The sequence below is a fragment of the Actinopolyspora mortivallis DSM 44261 genome, from assembly GCF_000384035.1.
GTDB classification, from domain to species: Bacteria; Actinomycetota; Actinomycetes; order Mycobacteriales; family Pseudonocardiaceae; genus Actinopolyspora; species Actinopolyspora mortivallis.
The window spans coordinates 2,213,169-2,230,004 of record NZ_KB913024.1; the positions used below are offsets into that span (position 1 = coordinate 2,213,169).

Consider the following 16,836-nt stretch of genomic DNA (forward strand, 5'->3'; position numbering starts at 1 on the left):
TTCGCCCTGTCCGCTCCTGCAGGCGCGAAGAGGCCGGGAGGGAGCATCCCGCGGTGGCCCCACCGGGACCGGGTCTTGACCGGGACCGAGTCTTGCCGCGTGGTTCCGGAAGGTCTCCCACACGTGGAAAGTTGCCGGGGACCCGGCGTCGGGGGTGGCACGGGTCCCCGGCAACGACATCACCGTGGGCGTCAGCCGAGGCTGTAGCCCCGCTGCTTCAACCACGGAATGGGATTGATCTCCTGAGCTCCGGGGCCGAGGCGGACCTCGAAGTGCAGGTGTGGCCCCGTGGACTGCCCGCGGCTGCCCACGGTGGCGATCTGCTGCCCGGCCTCCACACGCTGGCCGACGTGCACCTGGGAGCTGTGGATGTGCCCGTAGACGGTGACCGTACCGTCATCGTGGCGCACCCGAACCCACAGGCCGAACCCACTGGCCGGACCGGAACTGATCACGGTTCCCGCCTGGGGAGCGTGGATCGGGGTGCCGGTGTCGGCGCCGATGTCGATACCGGCGTGGGCGCCACCACGTGTGTGGAAGCCCGAGGTCAGAAAGCCCTCGGCCACCAGCTTCCTCGGTTTCGGAGCCGGTGCCTCGGCGGCCTTGGCGGCCCTGTCGGCCCGCTGCTTCTCCTGCTGTTCGGCCTCGCGGGCGAAGGCCTTCTTCTTCGCGGTCTGCTCCTGGACCGCCTTCTTCTGCTCGGCCTCGCGGCGTTGTTCGTCCTGCCTGGCCTTCTCGGCGGCACGTTGTTGCCGTACCCGCTCGCTCTTGTCGAGGTCGCGCTTCTCGGAGTCGTCCTCGTTCGAGCCGCCGCTACCCAGCCGCACGGACTCGGGGGCCTCGGGGGTGCCGTTGACGGCGGCGCTCAGCGGACTCTGTTCGGCCACCGGGGCCACGTCACGGTTGTTCGAGCCACCGCCCTGGTCGTCGGTGACCGCCACGAGGGGGGAACCGACCGCGACGAAGGCACCGGTCGCCACCACTCCGGCGAGAATCCTGTTCCGCGTGGAATGGTGTCCCGAACGTGAAAAAGGACTGCGAAGTGCTCGGGGGACACGCGAGGTGAGGGCGGAGAGTGTGCCACGACCGCCCTTGTCGTGTTTTTCGGCCATGCTCGCCTTTCCGTCTCGGGGAGGTTCGGCCACTTCCCGTCGGGGGTCGGGGTGCACTCTCGGGGGTCGAGTGCGTCGTGACCGAACCGTGACGTACCGGCCGCAACGTAGCTTTACGTGTTTGTTGCTTCAAGCCCTCCCCCTTTCAGGGGAGGAAAAAAGCACGAGACCAATCCGTTATGACACGCTGTGTATTCAGCGTAAGGTCGCGATCGGATAACGAGTCAACCAAACGCCCACTTGGCCGCGATCACCTTCCCCCGACACGCCAACGGCGGGAGGCGACGTCGCGACCGCGAGGATCGAACATCGCTGATTCCGGCGATTTCGCTGGTAAGACGCCGCGCCAAAAAACGCGAAGATCCTTTTCACTGCCTGATTTCCGATCACTCGCACCGGCGTATCGATCTCGTGGAGATCGCGGGAAAACGCGACGTCGGTTCCCGGAAGGATGATCGACGAAACACATCGGGGGCGAGGCTAGAACGAACAAGCCGCAAAAGTGACGTCCGACACGTGGATGCGACACTTTTCCGGTCGAACATCCCTCCGGAACCACACCGCACGGGAACGGTCACGCTGTGCGAGGAACCTCGGCCCACTCCTGGCGAGTGCTGCCGCACGAAGGAAACTCCCACCCACGGGACGGACGGACGCGCACCGGAATTGCGGCACGACGAACAGTGCGCGAACATCGACAGTCACCCGGTCTTCGTCCCGCGCCGGGAGGGAAACGTGTCCGAGGACGACACTCGGCCCCCGGGGCGCACCGCGGGGGCCTCCGAGACCAACGCCGGTCAGCTGTGGACCGGCGGGGCGGCCACCGCCCTCGTCGCGGCGCTCGTCGCGCTGGTGGGGGTGGTGACGGCGCGCGGAGTACTGCACATCCCCGTACTCGGCCCCTCACGACACGGAACCCTCGGCGACGTCAGCACCGTCTGGATGTGTCTGCTCTCCGCGCTGGCCGCCCTGCTGGCCACGGGGCTGATGCACCTGTTGCTGCTGAGCACGCCACGACCGGGCACCTTCTTCGGCTGGATCGTGGCCCTGGGCACGGTCGCGATAGCCGTACGCCCGTTCACCACACCGGCACCGCTGGAGACCCAGCTCGCGACATGCGTACTGAACCTGCTGGTCGGGCTGGCGATAGGGACACTGCTCAGCGGGGTGGCCGCGAGCGCGACACGTCGTCGTTCCGGCTCCTAGGCCGATGGAACGTCGTCGCGTGTCGCCAGTCGCGGCCACCCGGACGAACCGTTGCGAACGATTCTCAGTTCTGCTGGGCACGCAGCGGGCTGGAGGCGGTCCGCCACTGCACCGTGGGGCGCATCGCGGCGAGATCCACCCGGTCCTTGTACTGCTCGGTCACACCGAACAGCGAGTTGATCAGCGTGTTGGACAGCAGATGCGGGTCGAGTCCGAGCTCGACCAACCCGGTGTGAACCACGTTGTAGTAGTGCTGGTCCTGCTCCACACGCGGGTTCTCCAGGTACTCCACCTCGACGTCGCCGTGGTAGTTGTTGGCCACGGTCTTGGCGAGCTCCTCGACCGAGAAGCTCTCGGTCATCTGGTTGAACACCCGGAACTCACCGGCCTCGGCCGGGTTCTCGGAGGCCAGGCGGATGCACTCCACCGTGTCCCTGATGTCGATGACACCGCGGGTCTGACCACCACTGCCGTACACGGTCAGCGGATGCCCGAGAACGGCCTGGATCACGAACCGGTTGAGCACCGTGCCGAAGATGGCGTCGTAGTCGAACCGGGTCGCCAGCCTCGGGTCGCGCACCGTCTGGGGAGTCTCCTGGCCGTAGACGATGCCCTGGTTCAGGTCGGTGGCCCGCAGCCCCCAGATACGGCAGGCGAACTCGATGTTGTGGCTGTCGTGCACCTTGCTGAGGTGGTAGAAGGACCCGGGCTTCTTCGGGTAGAGCATCCGGTCGGTCCGCCCCTTGTGGGTGACCTCCAGCCAGCCCTCCTCGATGTCGATGTTGGGAGTTCCGTACTCCCCCATCGTGCCCAGCTTGACCAGGTGGATCTCCGGATCCACCTCCCGGATCGCGAACAGCACGTTGAGGTTGCCGATCACGTTGTTCTGCTGGGTGTAGACCGCGTGCTTGCGGTCGATCATGGAGTAGGGGGCCGCACGCTGCTCACCGAAGTGCACGATGGTGTCGGGATGGAAGTCCCGGATCATCTCCATGGTGAACTCGGCGTCGACGAGATCACCGTAGTACATCCTGATGTGCTGACCGGAAACCTCGCGCCAGGCATCGATCCGTGTCTGCAGTGGCTCGATCGGTACCAGGCTGCGTACGCCCATCTCGTCGTCATAGGACCTACGGGCGAAGTTGTCGGCCACGGCCACCTCGTGGCCACAGTCGGACAGATGCAGAGCGGTCGGCCAACCGAGATAGCCGTCGCCGCCGAGGACGAGGATTCGCACGCCTTCTTCTCCTCTACACAATATCGGCTTCCACGACACCGTCCGTGACGACGTCGTGTTCACCACCTGGCAAAGTCCGCTTCCGCGACCCCGACGAGCGCGGGTGTCCACGGAATCTAATACCCCGGACACGACGCACGAGAACCAAGACCGTCTCACACGATCGTGCCCGATGTGAAAGGCTAACCGTCACACTGTGACAGCTTGCCCCGCCTTCACGGAGTGGCATGTTCTCATCCGACCGGAGGCCGGCGAAGCCGTCTCCGTACATTCGTGGAGTGAATCCATGCCCTCCACTCTTCCCACAGGAAGGGAGCACACCGTGACAGCCACGCCGGAACCGCGAACCTCCGGAGCGGGACGCTACTGGCGGCTGCTCCGCCGCTTCGCCGGAGCCTCCGCCGTGGCGACGGTGAGCAGCCAGTTCGTGTTCGGGCTCTCCTACGCGCTGGGAGCCGGCACGACGGTCGCCACCGTGCTGGGGTGGCTGTCGGGAGCCGTCCCCAACTTCCTGCTGAACAGGAGGACGTGGGGCAGCAGGGGACGAGCCGGGCTGCGTGGGGAACTCGTCCGTTTCCTGCCGATCTCGGTGCTCACGGCGCTGGCGGCCGCGACGGCGACCCACTACACCGAGACCCTGGCCCTGCACGTGTTCCACGATGCCCACACCCCGCGCGTTGTCCTGGTATGGAGCGCCTACCTGGGGACCTATCTGGTCATGTTCGTGGTCAAGTTCTTCCTGATGGACCGCGTGGTCTTCGCTAGTCGCGGGCAGCACGAGCCGGCTCGCTGAGCTGTTCGTCCACCGAGGAACCGGTCGACGAACGGTCCATACGGCGCGCCTTGCGTTCCCGCAACCACGTGCCCAACACCACCCTGGTGTAGCGGTAGCCGTAGAGCACGTTGTTGCCCTTCTTGCTGAAACCGGCGAGACGCTGGCGCATGGTCATGGCGCACTCCCGCACCCGGTAACCGCGTGCCAACACCCCGACCAGTAGTTCCGAGGACTGGTACTGCTGCTGTTCCAGGCGGACCGAGTTCGGGACCTCGACACGCATGGCGCGGAAGCCGAACGAGGTGTCCGTGATGCGCTGCCCGGTCAACGCACTGACCAGCCAGGCGAACACGTAGGTTCCCACCCGACGCAGTAACTGCGGGTTCTCGCTGCTGCCGAGACGACGCGAGCCGGTGACGAAGTCCGCCTCATCGTCGATGAGCGGACGCAGCAGGGTGGGTAGTTCCCCGATCTCGTACTGGCCGTCCGCGTCGGTGGTCACCACGTAACGCGCTCCCTGCTGCGCGGCCAGTCGGTAACCGAGTCGCAACGCGGCACCCTGTCCCCTGTTCCGCGGAGCGGTGCACGTGTAGGCGCCGTGACGCCGGGCGACCTCGGCCGTGGCGTCCGTGGCACCGTCGACCACCACCAGGGTGTCCACCCCGAGACCGCAACTGCTCGTGGGCATCCCGTCCAGCACGGCCGGTAGGGCGTCCTCCTCGTTGTAGGCGGCGATCAGCACCACCACCGGGGCGAAGTTGTGATCACCGTAGCGCGCCGTGTACTCGGCGAGCGCTTGCTCATCGACCTCGTCCGGAAAGGTCGTCGACATCGTGTGCTCCTTCAAGCCGTGTTCGCGGCTACCGGTTCGTCGTGGAATCCTGTGTCTCTGATCGGTGGCCGAGGACGGCCGTGATTCCCAGGGCCCCGGCCAGGGGCAGCAACAACAGTCCCGGAAGCTGGTAACGCCAGGAGAACTCCATCGCCGCGGCGGTGAGCAACGCGGCGGAGGGAATTCCTCCGACGAGCAGGCACACCGCTCTGAGGCCACTCCGGTTGGCACGTCCCACCCCCAGAATCGCAGCTATGACCACGAGTAATGCCAAACCGAGGACCGTACCGGGAGTGTAGCCCCCACCGAGCTGGTAGGCGCGCAGAAAGCCCGCGGCCCGTTCGTTGACCGAGTAGCTGCCACCGTCGTAGTACTCCAGCCACCCGTTCAGTGACCACTCCGAGAAGTACAGCGGGTACTCCGTCTGGAAATGCCACCGCGCCAGCGGAACATCACCGGGAGACTGGGTGCGCATGGGGGCGAAGCCCTTGAGAAAGTCCTTGGCGACACCTCCGAAAACGTCGAGGGGCTGGCTGCGCAGCACCTCGAAGGCCAGGGAGTGCTGAGCCTGCGAGTAGGTGACGTCCTCGGGCAGCTCGTCGGTGTCGACCCGCCCCTGGAAGAAGTGCATGTAGTAGTCGATCCCCTTGCGCTTGCGCTCGGGAACCGGTTCCTCCGGGCACACCAGCTGTTGTGCCCTGGACAGGTCCAGCTTCTCGCACTCGGCCACCATGGCCGTGCGCCCGAACACCACGCTTCCCGTCGAGCCTCCGAGACCCGGTACTCCGGTCCAGAGTGCGTGGTATCCGGCGTAACCACCGATCACGACCACGAAACCGCCCACCAGCGCCCCCGCCGCCCGCAGGCGTCGTTTCCACCCGTCACGGGGACGCAGTCCGGCCGCCAGTACCACGAACACCGCCGCCGGGACCACGAGGGTCAGCCCCACCAGGCGGACGAGCACCGACAAGGCCAGCAGGGCTCCGGCCAGCAGCGCCAGTCGGGGCCCCGGGGTTCCCCACCAGGTCAGCAGGATGATCACGGTCAGCAGCAGCACCTGGAACAACAGGTCGGACATGACCAGGTGCTCGATCTGCAGCTGGTAGGCGTCGAGCAGCACGGGGGCCACCGCCAGAGCGGCCAGCCACCGTCGACACCCCAACCTCAGCAACAGGCAGTACCCGGCCACGGCCAAGGCCAGACCGAGCAGGTGCTGCACCAGCACGACCGTTCCGAGGTCCCCGACGAGCAGCACCGGCCCCAACAACAACAGCTCGTAGCCGATGGGGTTGATGTTGCCGGGGTAGAAGATCCCGAGATCCTTCAGGTACCGGGCGGAGTCGATGTACAGCAGGGCGGGCTGGTAGGCGATCTCCACCACGACACGCAACAGCACTCCGGCCAGCAGCAACAGCGCCAGCAGCCAGTGCCGCCGGAGAACACGCACCACGCCACCGGTCATGTCGCCACGGGCACACTGCCGTCGGCCGCACGACGGAAGTCGTCCCACACGGTGCGCAGCCCGTCGGTGAACCGTACGTTCGGCTGGTAACCGAGTTCCCTTCCGGCCTTCTCGATCTCGACGATCACCGCGGGCATCTCACCGTTCTTGGCCTCCACGTGCGTCACCGGGATCCGCCTGCCCGTGGTCGCGCGCACGGTCTCGATCAGTTCCATCACCGAGACGGACTGCCCCGACCCGATGACGGCCGTTCCGCTGTAGTGCCGGTCCCAGGCCGCGGTGACGGCCCGGACCACGTCGTCGAGATGGACGAAGTCCCGGCTCTGCGATCCGTCGCCGTAGACCTCCACTCCCTCGTCGGCGAGGGCCGCGCGCATGAGACGTGGGACGAAGCTGTCCTTGTGCCCCATGCCCGGACCGTAGATGTTGGTGAAACGCAGCGCCGCCGCGGAGAGTCCGTAGGCGCCGGTGTAGCCGGAAAGCAGCATCTCGCAGGCTGCCTTGGTGGCTCCGTAGGGAGTCAGCGGACGCAGGGGCAACCGTTCGGAGATGGTGCCGTATCCGATGTCACCGACCACCGCGTTGGTGGAGGCCAGCACGAAACGCGGAACACCGCGCTGACGCGCCAGCTCCAGCAGCCCCTGGGTGACCTCCACGTTCTCGGTGAACGTCTCGGTGGGCTTGTCCACCGAACGCAGCACGGAGGTGATGGCCGCCAGATGAACGATTCCCGCGCTTCCCTCGGTGACGGCCGCGTCACGAACATCCGGGTCGGTCAGGTCCCCCGCGACGTGACTGACCAGATGGCGGTGTTCCTCCCGGATCTCCGGCTCGGCGCGGTCGACGACGGTCACCGGGCTGCCCCGGTCGGCGAAGGCCCGGACCACGGCACGACCGACGAAGCCGGCCCCCCCGGTCACGATGACACGTTCGGCCTCGGATTCCGGATCATCTGTTTTCGCTGCGGACTGCACAAAGCTGCTTGGCACGCATATGACTCTAACCGTTGCGCTGTTCGTGTCGCGCGAACCCGTCCCCTCGCAAGATCCGGAACGAACTCCCTGGCCACACCGTTTCATTCAAATGTTTTCATATTTCGGCGTGCCGACGGGCCAGCTCAGCCAGCCCCGTGGCGAACACTCCCTCGGCGAAAGTCCGGTCCAACTCGGCCTCCCGCTCCGCGTCGGCGTCGTAGCGGGCCCACCACTCCGCGAAGCTCTCCCCGGTGGCCGTGACCGGTCTCACCCGCACGGTGGCCCGATAACTCCGGATCGGGAACGGCCCCTCCAGCATCTCGTAGGTGTGGCTGTGGCCGACCTCGTCGAGCGCCACCAGACGTTCGCGGACCCTGGTCCCGTCGCCCAACCACAGTCTCCGGACCGCTCCCACCTCACGGGGACCGGCCCCATCCTCCATCTCCAGTTCGGCGATCCCCGGATGCCACTGCGCGAGACCGCCGAAGTCCCCGAACCACTGCCAGACCCGCCGCGCGGGGGCGGCGATCACGATGCTCGCGTACGACTCGGCCACGGTGTTCCTCCCGGACAACGCTCGTGTGTGCTGGAACCGGAAACCCCCCGTGCGAGGACCGGCGGTCAGCCGCCAGCCCGGAGGAAGGCCTCGGTCCGCTCGACCAGTGCCCGCTCGGTGGGCAACCGTTCCATGCTGCTGGCCCCGTAGAAACCGTGACAGCGGCGGGTTCGGGACAGCACGTACTCCACGTCCTCGGGAGCGCTGATCGGCCCTCCGTGGCACAGCACGAGGACGTCGTCGCGCACCTCGGCGGCGGCTGCGGAGCACTCGTCGATCAGACCGACGCAGTCGTCGAGGCTCTTGGCCGTGCGCGCACCGATGCTGCCCCCGGTGGTCAGTCCCATGTGGCACACGAGCACGTCGGCTCCGGCCCGGGTCATCCTGCGGGCGTCCTCGGCCGAGAACACGTAGGGGGTGGTGAGCATGTCGGCCTCCGCGGCGGCGCGGATCAGCTCGACCTCCAGGTCGTAGCCCATGCCGGTCTCCTCCAGGTTCTCCCGGAAGGTTCCGTCTATGAGCCCCACTGTGGGGAAGTTCTGCACCCCCGCGAACCCGAGAGCCCGCAGTTCCGCGAGGAACCTGTCGCGGAGCATGAAGGGGTCCGTCCCGTTCACCCCGGCGAGCACCGGGGTCTCACGCACCACCGGGAGCACCTCGTGGGCCATCTCCACGACGATGTCGTTGGCGTTGCCGTAGGCGAGCAGACCGGCCAGGGAACCACGCCCCGCCATGCGGTAGCGCCCCGAGTTGTACACGACCAGCAGGTCGATTCCGCCTTCCTCCTCGCACTTGGCCGACAGACCGGTCCCGGCTCCGCCGCCGACGATCGGCACCCCCCGGGCCGCCTTCTCCCGCAGCCCGCGCAGGATCCCGGAGCGGCTCCCCGGCCCCTCGTTCTCCCCGTCCCGGTTCGGGGTCATCTCCGCACCACCTCCGTGAAGGAGCTCATCAGTTCGCGCACGAATTCGGGGTCGTTGACGTGGTACGGAACCCGAACCAGACGTCGGTCCTCGTGCTGGGCCAGATTGTTCTCCAAGGCCTCGTACAGCGCGGCGTCGGCCCGTGGATCGTGGAAGGGCCCGCCCGGGGTGTCCAGCAGGGAGAAACCGCCCTCGGGGAACAGGAACCGTACCGGCGCGGTGAAGGCGTTGAGTTTGTCCGCCAGGAAACGGCCGATGCGGTCACACTCCTCCGGGGTGGTGCGCATCAGGGTGACCTGGGGGTTGTGCTCGTAGAGGGTCCGGTGGGCGTACTCGGCGGGCACCGTGGACACGGGACCGAAGTTCACCATGTCCAACGCGCCGCACGAACCCACGTAGGGGATGCCACTGCTCGCCAGCGTGTCGAGACGTTGCTCGCCGGCACTCATCACCCCGCCCGCGACCAGGTCGCAGATCTCCGTGGTGGTCACGTCGAGCGCGGCGCGCAGCACCCCGTCGCCGGCCAGTTTCTCCATCGCGCGCCCGCCGGTCCCGGTGGCGTGGAAGACCAGGGGCTCGTACTCGGCCTCCAGTTCGGAGACGAGAGCGGAGACACAGGGAGTGGTCACGCCGAACATGGACAGCGCCACGGCGGGTTTGTCCGTTCCCGCCGGTACGGGCTCCGCGCTCGCGGCCCCGTGCAGGGCATGGGCGGCGTTGGCCAGCACCCGACGCGAGATCCTGTTCAGCCCCGCCATGTCGGTCACGGCGGGCAGCAGCACCGTGTCGCTGGCATCCACGTAGCCCGAGACGTCGCCCGAGGCGACGGTGGAGACCATGAACTTGGGAATCCCCACCGGCAGCGCCCGCATGGCCGGGGTGACCAGCGCCGTGGCCCCGGAACCCCCCAGCCCGAGCACACCAGCCACGTCCTCGCGGTCGCACAGGAAACGGCGGAACGCCTCGGCCATCCCGGACACCGCTGTGCCCCGGTCACCGGTGAACACGGCCGTCCGCCCCTCGGGATGGCAGCCGGCCACCGACTCCGCCGACACCGTGACCGAGCGTTCCACGGGCGCCGCGGTGCTCACGTCCACGGTCACCACGGAGGACCCGTCCCGACGGAGCAGTTCGGTCACGTAGGTCAACTCGGCGCCCTTCGTGTCGAAGGTGCCGACGACGTACACGCTACCCATATCACTTCCCGCGCTCGATCGATGATCATGCGTGTGGCACTCTACTGATCGATCCGTCCGCGGGACAGTCCTCCGCCGGGATCCGAGGGACCGGGCTCACCCGCTCCGGCCGGAAACGGCGACGGTGGGGTCCCGCCCGTCGGCGGGACCCGCTCGCGCCGGATCGGTCAGTGCCCCTTTCCCCGGCCCCTGACCCTGTTGACGACCCGGTCGATCCTCTCCTTGTTCTTCGGGTCCCTGGCGTAACGCTTCGCCTGTTCCAGCGCCTTCCGGCCCTGCTGGCTCCTGGCGATGTCGGTGATCTTCCGGAAAATCGACATGGCCACTCCTGCCGTCGAATCGGGACTCCGGGGTCCAGCCTACCCACCGCACGCGCCGAGTCGACCGCGACCACCACGCACCGGACCCGGACGGACACCGGGCGTCACCCGAGCACGCCACGCACCGAGGCGTTGCCCTTGAGCAGGTTCCTCGCCAGGGTGCGGCGCTGGATCTCGTCGGTGCCCTCGAAGATGCGCAGCAACCTCAGGTCCCGGTACCAGCGCTCGATGGGAAGTTCCCGCGTGTAGCCCATCCCGCCGTGGATCTGCATGACCCTGTCGACGATCTCGTTCGCCCGCACACCCCCGTGCAGTTTGGCGATGGACTGGGCGTGCCGGGAGTCCATCCCCTGGTCGGCCTGCCAGGCCGCCTGCAGCACCAGCCAGCGCAGGGCCTCGATGTCGACGGCGGAGTCGGCGATCATCCACTGGATGGCCTGGCGGTCGGCGATGGGGGCTCCGAAGGTCTTCCTCGACCACGCGTACTCGGTGGCCATCTCCACCATCCGTTCACATCCGCCGAGCGCGCGGGCCGGCAGCAGGTACCGGCCCCGGCCGATCCACTGCATGGCCAGCGCGAAACCGCCACCGACCTCGCCGAGCACGTTCTCCTCCGGAACCCGGACTCCGTCGAAGGTCAACGCGGCGGGCTGGCGGTCCCACTCCCCCATGATGTCGATGGGTTCGGAGGTCCACCCCATGTCCCGGTCCACCAGGAAGCAGGTCACCCCGCCGTCGGCGCCCTTCTCCTTGTCGGTCACCGCGAACACCATCGCGAAGTCGGCGTCGATCCCGCCGGTGATGAACGTCTTCTCCCCGTCGATCACCCACTCGGAGCCCTCTTTCCGCGCGGTGGTGCGGATGTTCTTGGCGTCCGATCCCGCGTCGGGCTCGGTGATGGCGAAACAGGACTTGCGTGTCCCCTCGATGGTGGGGATCAGGTAGCGCTGCCGTTGCTCCTCGTTGCCGTGGTAGAGGATGTTGTCGGCGCTGCCGCCGAAGGTGAACGGCACGAACGTGCGCCCCAGTTCCACCTCGACCAACGCGGTCATCACGGAGGACAGCCCCATTCCCCCGTACTCCTCGGGGGTCTGCACCCCCCAGAAGCCGGCCTGACGGGCCTTCTCGCGCAGCTGCTCGGTCTCCTCCTTCTCCAAACCGCGTTCGCCGCGGCGTTCCCGTTCCAGTACCCGCTGTTCCAGGGGCATCAACTCACGGTGGACGAAGTTGCGCACCCAGTCGCGGATGTCACGCTCGGTGTCCGACAGGGAGAAATCGACCATCACGGTTCCTTTCCTGGGAAGAATCGACAAAGAGGGGAGGGTGTGTGGTGCACCGGCAGACCGGTGCACCGCGCCCCGTCGAACGGTCAGCCGAGCTTGCGACCGCCGTCGACGTAGAGGGTCTGCCCCGTGACGAAGGAGGAGCTCTCACCGGTCAGGAAGGCCACTGTGTTGGCGATGTCCTGCGGCTGTCCCACCCTCCGGACGGGGGTCTCGTCCGCCGCGGCCTGCTTGAGGTCCTCGAAGTCCATGCCGAGCCGTTGGGCCGTCGCCGCCGTCATGTCGGAGACGATGAATCCGGGGGCTATCGCGTTGACGGTGATCCCGAACGGGCCGAGCTCGATGGCCAGCGTGCGCGTGAACCCCTGGACACCGGCCTTGGCGGTCGAGTAGTTGGCCTGGCCGCGGTTGCCGAGCGCGGAGACGCTGGAGAGGTTGACGATCCTGCCCCACCGTTCGGGGACCATCTGCTTCTGGGCCTCCCTGCTGCACAGGAAGGCACCGCGCAGGTGCACTCCCATCACGGTGTCCCAGTCCTGCTCGGACATCTTGAACAGCATGTTGTCCTTGGTCACCCCGGCGTTGTTCACGAGGATCCCGATCGTTCCGAGTTCCTCGGAGACCCGGGTGAACGCGCTCGCCACCGACTCGGAGTCGGTCACGTCGGCTCCCACCGCCAGGGCACGGCCCCCGGAGGAGTTGATCCGTTCCACGGTGTCGGCGCAGGAGGACTCCTCGAGGTCCACCGCGGCCACGGATGCGCCCGCCGAGGCCAGGGTCTCGGCGATGGCGGCCCCGATTCCCCGGGCCGCGCCCGTCACCACGGCAACCCGCCCGTTCAGTTCCTGGTTCATGTTCACTCCTGAGCGTCCTCGGTTGTGTCCTGTCGCGCGACGAGACGGGCGCGGAGCTCGCGTTTCAGGACCTTGTGACTGGGTCCCAACGGAAGCTCGGTCACGAAGCTCACCCGACGCGGGTACTTGTGCGCCGCCAACCGCCGCGCGGACCAGTCGATGATCCCGTCCTTGACCGACTGGTCGGTATCCACACTATCGGCAGGAACCACCACTGCACAGACCTCTTCGCCGCGTTGTTCGTCCGGCAGGCCGATGACGGCGACCTGTTCCACGGCGGGATGGTCCAGCAGGACCTCCTCCACCTCACGCGGATAGACGTTGTACCCGTTGCGGATGACCAGGTCCTTCTTCCTGTCGACGATGGACAGGAAACCGTCCTCGTCCCTGCGTCCGATGTCTCCGGTGCGGAACCATCCGTCGACCAACACGGCCTCGGTGGCCTCCGGATCGTTCAGGTAGCCGGCGAACACGTTGTGCCCGCGTACCACCACCTCGCCGGTCTCCCCGTCGGGGAGCAACTCGATCCCCTCGGCCTCGGGGTCGGCGATTCCCACCTCCGTCCCCCAGAGCGGATGCCCCACCGTGCCGGCTCGGGTACCCAGCGCGGGCTGGTTCACCGTCGCACTCGGCGAGGTCTCCGAAAGCCCGTAGCCCTCCAGCACACAGGTGTCGAAACGTTCCTCGAAACGTTCGAGCACCCGCACCGGCAGCGCCGCTCCCCCGGAGACGCACAGCCGCAGGGTAGGCAGCTCCAGCCCCGGTTCCGCGGCCTCCAGCAGCCGGGAGTACATGGTGGGCACCCCGTGGAACTGGGTGATCCCGTGCTCGCGGATCAGCTCCAGCGCCCGGCTCGGCTCGAAACTCGGTTGCAGCACCAGGCTCGCCCCGGCACGGAAGGTCGTGTTCATCGAGACGGTCTGCCCGAAGACGTGGAACAGGGGCAGACAACCGAGCACCCGGTCCCCCGGTCCGGTGTCGTTGGCGTCGAAGGCGTTGACCGTGGCGTTCATGACCATGTTGAGCTGCGTGAGCACGGCACCCTTGGGCTTTCCCGTGGTCCCGCTGGTGTAGAAGATCACGGCGGGGTCCTCCGGGGAGCGGGCGACGAAGCTGCCCACGGCCTCCGCCCGGTCGTCCAGAGCGGGCTCGGGGTGGTCGTCGCGGGGGCCGACGAGCGCCAGCGGTGTCCCGGTCAGTCGGGAGCACCCCCGCGCGAGGTCGAGCCGGGCGGTGTGGCCGACGACCAGCTTCGCCCCCGAGTCGGAGACCAGGTGCGCCGCCTCCTCCGGACGCAACAGCAACGGCACCGGCACGACCACCGCACCCAGGGCCTGTACCGCGTAGTAGACCCGCACGAACGCGAGGACGTTGGGGGCCACCAGGGCCACCCGGTCACCGGCGGAGATCCCCAGCGCCCGCAACGCCGAAGCGTGCTCGCGCGCCTGACGCCACAGCTGCCCGTAGGTGACCTGGTGCTCCCCCTCCACGACCGCGGTTCTGCCGGGGAAGCGGGTCGCCGGCTCGGCGAGCAACGAGGCCGATGAGAGGGTGGCCCGGATTTTCTCCGCTCCGGAACCCGGCGGGAGGTCTCCGCCGGGGGCGGTCTCGTTCATCAGCGATCTCCTCTCGGACAGGAGCCGCTGCCGCGTGCGGCACGCACCGCCGCGACTGACAGCCTCACCAGTTAACTAACATTGTTAGTTTTGGTGACCCTACAACCGCGCTCCCGTTTTGACCAGAGGCACATACGGATCCCGCTCGCCCGCGCACAGTGACGAACGAACAACCGGAACACCGTGCGCACCACCACCCGTCGCACCGCGACCACGCCGGTATGCCACATTGATCCCGGGCTTGCGCCCCACCGCACGCGGCCACAGTGCGACCACCGGCCCGGCACGCACCGAGGCCGCCCGCCCCGAGCGAGCCGCCGAGACCACGACCGAGGCCCCGGAGGTCACGACGTGCCCCGACCGAGCACCCCCCTGCTGTCGATGGAACGCATCCGCGAACACGCCGTGGAGATCATCGACGAGTCCGGGCTGGAAGCCCTCTCCATGCGGAAACTGGCCGAACGACTGGGAGTGCGCGCCGCCTCGCTGTACAACTACGTGCCGAACAAGGACGAGCTGCTACAGGACATCGCCAACTCGGTGATGTCGGAGGTGGACGTCTCCGGATTCGACAGCGACTGGATCACCGGGCTGACGGTGTGGGCCCGTTCCTACCGGGCCGCGCTGGCGGCCCACCCCAACCTGGTCCCCTTCCTCGCCTCGGGTCCCGCGCGCAGGGAGAACGCCCTGCGCCGTGCCGACGCGGTCCACGGAGGGCTGATCAGCGCGGGGTGGCCCCCGCGTTACGCGACCATGATCGGCGCCTCGGTCAAGTACCTGGTGCTCGGCTCGGCCATGGGCTCCTTCGCCGCCGGTTTCCCCGCCGAGGCCGAGGTCTACGAGGAACGCTTCCCCAACCTGGAACACGCCCACCTGCTGCCCCGACACGCCACGGAGATCGACCACGCCAGCTTCGAACTCGCCCTGGAGGCCTTCGTCGAGGGGCTGCGCCGACGCCACGCCGAACTGACGGGGAAGGACTGAACACCGACCATCGGCCTCCTGTTCCCGCCACACGGAAAACCGTCCCCGGATCGTGAGGATCACGCTGCGGAGTGCTTGACTCGGCAGCAGGGGCTCCGTAGCGTCCTGTCCATAACCGAACAGTGCGCCGATGACGTCATGCGGGAGAGACTCCGCAAGCGGCTCGCGGCAACGCCGCCCGGCCACGGCAAGGGTTCCGACGTGCACGCGGAGCGCCGAAGGAGCAAACACTCCCCACAAACTCTCAGGCCCCATCACCGCATGGCACCAGGCGATCACGGAGGAAAGCAGGGGTCCGGTGCCCCTCGCCCACGGTGCAAGCCGCCACGCGGTGAAACTCTCAGGCCAATGACTCCGGGGAGACGCCGAGAAGGGCGCCTACCAGAGGAGTTGCACACCATGTCACCCCGCCAGACCCCGCTGCACGAGGTCCACCAGCGACTGGGCGCGACGTTCACCGAGTTCGCGGGCTGGGAGATGCCGCTACGCTACTCCGGCGACACCGCGGAACACAACGCCGTCCGCAACACGGCGGGCCTGTTCGATCTCACCCACATGGGTGAACTCAGGCTCAGCGGACCACAGGCCGCCGAGGCGCTGGACTACGCGCTGGTGGCCAACGCCTCCGGCATCAGGGTCGGACGTGCCCGCTACACGATGATCTGCGACGAAGCCGGTGGAGTCCTGGACGACCTCATCGTGTACCGCACCGCGGAGGACGAGTTCCTCGTGGTCGCCAACGCGGCGAACGCGGCGACGGTCTCCGCCGAACTCACCGAACGGACCCGTTCCTTCCGCGTCGACTACACCGACCTCTCCTCCGAGTACGCCCTGATCGCCGTCCAGGGCCCGGCCGCACCGGAGATCCTCGCCCCGTTGACCGACACCGACCTCACCCAGGTGCGGTACTTCGCGGGCTATCCGAGCAAGGTCGCCGACTGTGACATTTTACTCGCCCGGACCGGTTATACCGGCGAAGACGGTTTCGAGCTGTTCACATCGACCGCCGACGCCGCTACGGTTTGGAACGCGCTCAGCGAGTCGGGCGCACCGCACGGGCTGCAACCCGCGGGCCTGGCGTGCCGGGACACCCTGCGACTGGAAGCGGGCATGCCGCTGCACGGCCACGAGCTCTCGACGGACCTGACTCCGTTCCACGCGAACCTGGGGCGTGTGGTTCGGCTGGACAAGTCCGCGGACTTCGTGGGCCGCGCGGCGCTCGCCGCCGTCGCCGAACAACCACCGCGGAGGACTCTGGTGGGGCTGCGCGGGACGGGACGCCGCGCACCGCGACACGGCTACCGGGTGCTGGACAACGACGGCACCGAGGTCGGCGTCGTGACCAGCGGTGCCCCCTCACCCACGCTGGGACACCCGATCGCGATGGCCTATGTGGACCGGGCCAACGCCGAGCCGGGTACCGAGCTGCAGGTGGACATTCGCGGTAAGGCCGCGGCGGCTGAGGTCGTCGAACTGCCCTTCTACAACCGCAACCGCTGAACGCGG

16 protein-coding genes and 2 riboswitches are annotated in these 16,836 nt (G+C 67.7%); of the genes, 4 read left to right on the forward strand and 12 right to left on the reverse strand.

Features of this window, described 5'->3' with window-relative positions:
* Window positions 1-191 precede the first annotated feature (191 nt).
* The gene (locus ACTMO_RS0110495; RefSeq protein WP_245556118.1) at window positions 192-983 is read right to left on the reverse strand and encodes a peptidoglycan DD-metalloendopeptidase family protein; all 792 of its coding nucleotides are present in this window, start codon (window positions 981-983) and stop codon (window positions 192-194) included.
* Window positions 984-1,847: 864 nt separating this feature from the next.
* Here ACTMO_RS0110495 and ACTMO_RS0110500 point away from each other — a divergent pair.
* Entirely contained in the window at window positions 1,848-2,318 is a 471-nt protein-coding gene (locus ACTMO_RS0110500; protein ID WP_157062861.1) for a DUF6069 family protein, read from the forward strand.
* Window positions 2,319-2,382: 64 nt separating this feature from the next.
* On the opposite strand, the gene ACTMO_RS0110505 is transcribed toward ACTMO_RS0110500, so the two are convergent.
* On the reverse strand, window positions 2,383-3,555 hold the full coding sequence (locus ACTMO_RS0110505; protein ID WP_019854651.1) for an NAD-dependent epimerase/dehydratase family protein: 1,173 nt from the start codon (window positions 3,553-3,555) through the stop codon (window positions 2,383-2,385).
* 322 nt (window positions 3,556-3,877) lie between these two features.
* On the opposite strand from ACTMO_RS0110505, the gene ACTMO_RS0110510 reads away from it, so the two are divergent.
* Window positions 3,878-4,348: a GtrA family protein gene (locus ACTMO_RS0110510; RefSeq protein ID WP_019854652.1), complete on the forward strand. Its 471-nt coding sequence runs from the start codon at window positions 3,878-3,880 to the stop codon at window positions 4,346-4,348.
* On the opposite strand, the gene ACTMO_RS23465 is transcribed toward ACTMO_RS0110510, so the two are convergent.
* The 10 genes from ACTMO_RS23465 to ACTMO_RS0110560 form a co-directional block, all read right to left on the reverse strand.
* Window positions 4,317-5,162, reverse strand: a complete 846-nt coding sequence (locus ACTMO_RS23465) for a glycosyltransferase family 2 protein (protein WP_211212942.1) — start codon at window positions 5,160-5,162, stop codon at window positions 4,317-4,319. The genes ACTMO_RS0110510 and ACTMO_RS23465 overlap by 32 nt on opposite strands.
* A gap of 28 nt (window positions 5,163-5,190) precedes the next feature.
* Window positions 5,191-6,624, reverse strand: coding sequence for a hypothetical protein (locus ACTMO_RS23470; protein ID WP_211212943.1), 1,434 nt, complete (start codon window positions 6,622-6,624; stop codon window positions 5,191-5,193).
* On the reverse strand, window positions 6,621-7,598 hold the full coding sequence (locus ACTMO_RS0110520; RefSeq protein ID WP_425394330.1) for an NAD-dependent epimerase/dehydratase family protein: 978 nt from the start codon (window positions 7,596-7,598) through the stop codon (window positions 6,621-6,623). The genes ACTMO_RS23470 and ACTMO_RS0110520 overlap by 4 nt, the downstream gene beginning before the upstream one ends.
* A 115-nt stretch (window positions 7,599-7,713) precedes the next feature.
* Entirely contained in the window at window positions 7,714-8,154 is a 441-nt protein-coding gene (locus ACTMO_RS0110525) for an SRPBCC family protein (protein ID WP_019854654.1), read from the reverse strand.
* Between the two features lie 65 nt (window positions 8,155-8,219).
* Window positions 8,220-9,077, reverse strand: coding sequence for a phosphoenolpyruvate hydrolase family protein (locus ACTMO_RS0110535; RefSeq protein WP_019854655.1), 858 nt, complete (start codon window positions 9,075-9,077; stop codon window positions 8,220-8,222).
* The gene (locus tag ACTMO_RS0110540) at window positions 9,074-10,273 is read right to left on the reverse strand and encodes a Tm-1-like ATP-binding domain-containing protein (RefSeq protein ID WP_026449078.1); all 1,200 of its coding nucleotides are present in this window, start codon (window positions 10,271-10,273) and stop codon (window positions 9,074-9,076) included. Before ACTMO_RS0110540 ends, ACTMO_RS0110535 begins: the two co-directional genes overlap by 4 nt.
* Before the next feature lie 167 nt (window positions 10,274-10,440).
* Complete coding sequence (locus tag ACTMO_RS23295; RefSeq protein ID WP_019854657.1) at window positions 10,441-10,593, reverse strand: hypothetical protein; 153 nt, start codon at window positions 10,591-10,593, stop codon at window positions 10,441-10,443.
* A 104-nt stretch (window positions 10,594-10,697) separates the two neighbouring features.
* Entirely contained in the window at window positions 10,698-11,876 is a 1,179-nt protein-coding gene (locus tag ACTMO_RS0110550; protein WP_026449079.1) for an acyl-CoA dehydrogenase family protein, read from the reverse strand.
* Between the two features lie 86 nt (window positions 11,877-11,962).
* Entirely contained in the window at window positions 11,963-12,730 is a 768-nt protein-coding gene (gene fabG / locus ACTMO_RS0110555; protein ID WP_033401527.1) for a 3-oxoacyl-ACP reductase FabG, read from the reverse strand.
* Between the two features lie 2 nt (window positions 12,731-12,732).
* Window positions 12,733-14,346, reverse strand: a complete 1,614-nt coding sequence (locus ACTMO_RS0110560; protein WP_019854660.1) for a long-chain-fatty-acid--CoA ligase — start codon at window positions 14,344-14,346, stop codon at window positions 12,733-12,735.
* A 351-nt stretch (window positions 14,347-14,697) separates the two neighbouring features.
* On the opposite strand from ACTMO_RS0110560, the gene ACTMO_RS0110565 reads away from it, so the two are divergent.
* Both ACTMO_RS0110565 and gcvT read left to right on the forward strand, forming a co-directional pair.
* Complete coding sequence (locus ACTMO_RS0110565; protein WP_019854661.1) at window positions 14,698-15,330, forward strand: TetR/AcrR family transcriptional regulator; 633 nt, start codon at window positions 14,698-14,700, stop codon at window positions 15,328-15,330.
* Between the two features lie 131 nt (window positions 15,331-15,461).
* A riboswitch (glycine riboswitch) is annotated at window positions 15,462-15,600 on the forward strand.
* Window positions 15,601-15,695: riboswitch (glycine riboswitch) on the forward strand.
* A gap of 34 nt (window positions 15,696-15,729) precedes the next feature.
* Window positions 15,730-16,830 carry a glycine cleavage system aminomethyltransferase GcvT gene (gene gcvT, locus ACTMO_RS0110570; protein ID WP_019854662.1) on the forward strand — a complete coding sequence of 367 codons (1,101 nt, stop codon included), beginning with the start codon at window positions 15,730-15,732 and terminating at the stop codon, window positions 16,828-16,830.
* Window positions 16,831-16,836: the final 6 nt, after the last annotated feature.

Coding starts and splice junctions, on each gene's coding strand:
- ACTMO_RS23465 (WP_211212942.1), bottom strand. CDS start 5,162: ATGTCGACGACCTTTCCGGACGAGGTCGATGAGCAAGCGCTCGCCGAG.
- ACTMO_RS23470 (WP_211212943.1), bottom strand. CDS start 6,624: ATGACCGGTGGCGTGGTGCGTGTTCTCCGGCGGCACTGGCTGCTGGCG.
- ACTMO_RS0110535 (WP_019854655.1), bottom strand. CDS start 9,077: ATGACCCCGAACCGGGACGGGGAGAACGAGGGGCCGGGGAGCCGCTCC.
- ACTMO_RS0110540 (WP_026449078.1), bottom strand. CDS start 10,273: ATGGGTAGCGTGTACGTCGTCGGCACCTTCGACACGAAGGGCGCCGAG.
- ACTMO_RS23295 (WP_019854657.1), bottom strand. CDS start 10,593: ATGTCGATTTTCCGGAAGATCACCGACATCGCCAGGAGCCAGCAGGGC.
- ACTMO_RS0110550 (WP_026449079.1), bottom strand. CDS start 11,876: ATGGTCGATTTCTCCCTGTCGGACACCGAGCGTGACATCCGCGACTGG.
- fabG (WP_033401527.1), bottom strand. CDS start 12,730: ATGAACCAGGAACTGAACGGGCGGGTTGCCGTGGTGACGGGCGCGGCC.
- ACTMO_RS0110560 (WP_019854660.1), bottom strand. CDS start 14,346: ATGAACGAGACCGCCCCCGGCGGAGACCTCCCGCCGGGTTCCGGAGCG.
- gcvT (WP_019854662.1), top strand. CDS start 15,730: ATGTCACCCCGCCAGACCCCGCTGCACGAGGTCCACCAGCGACTGGGC.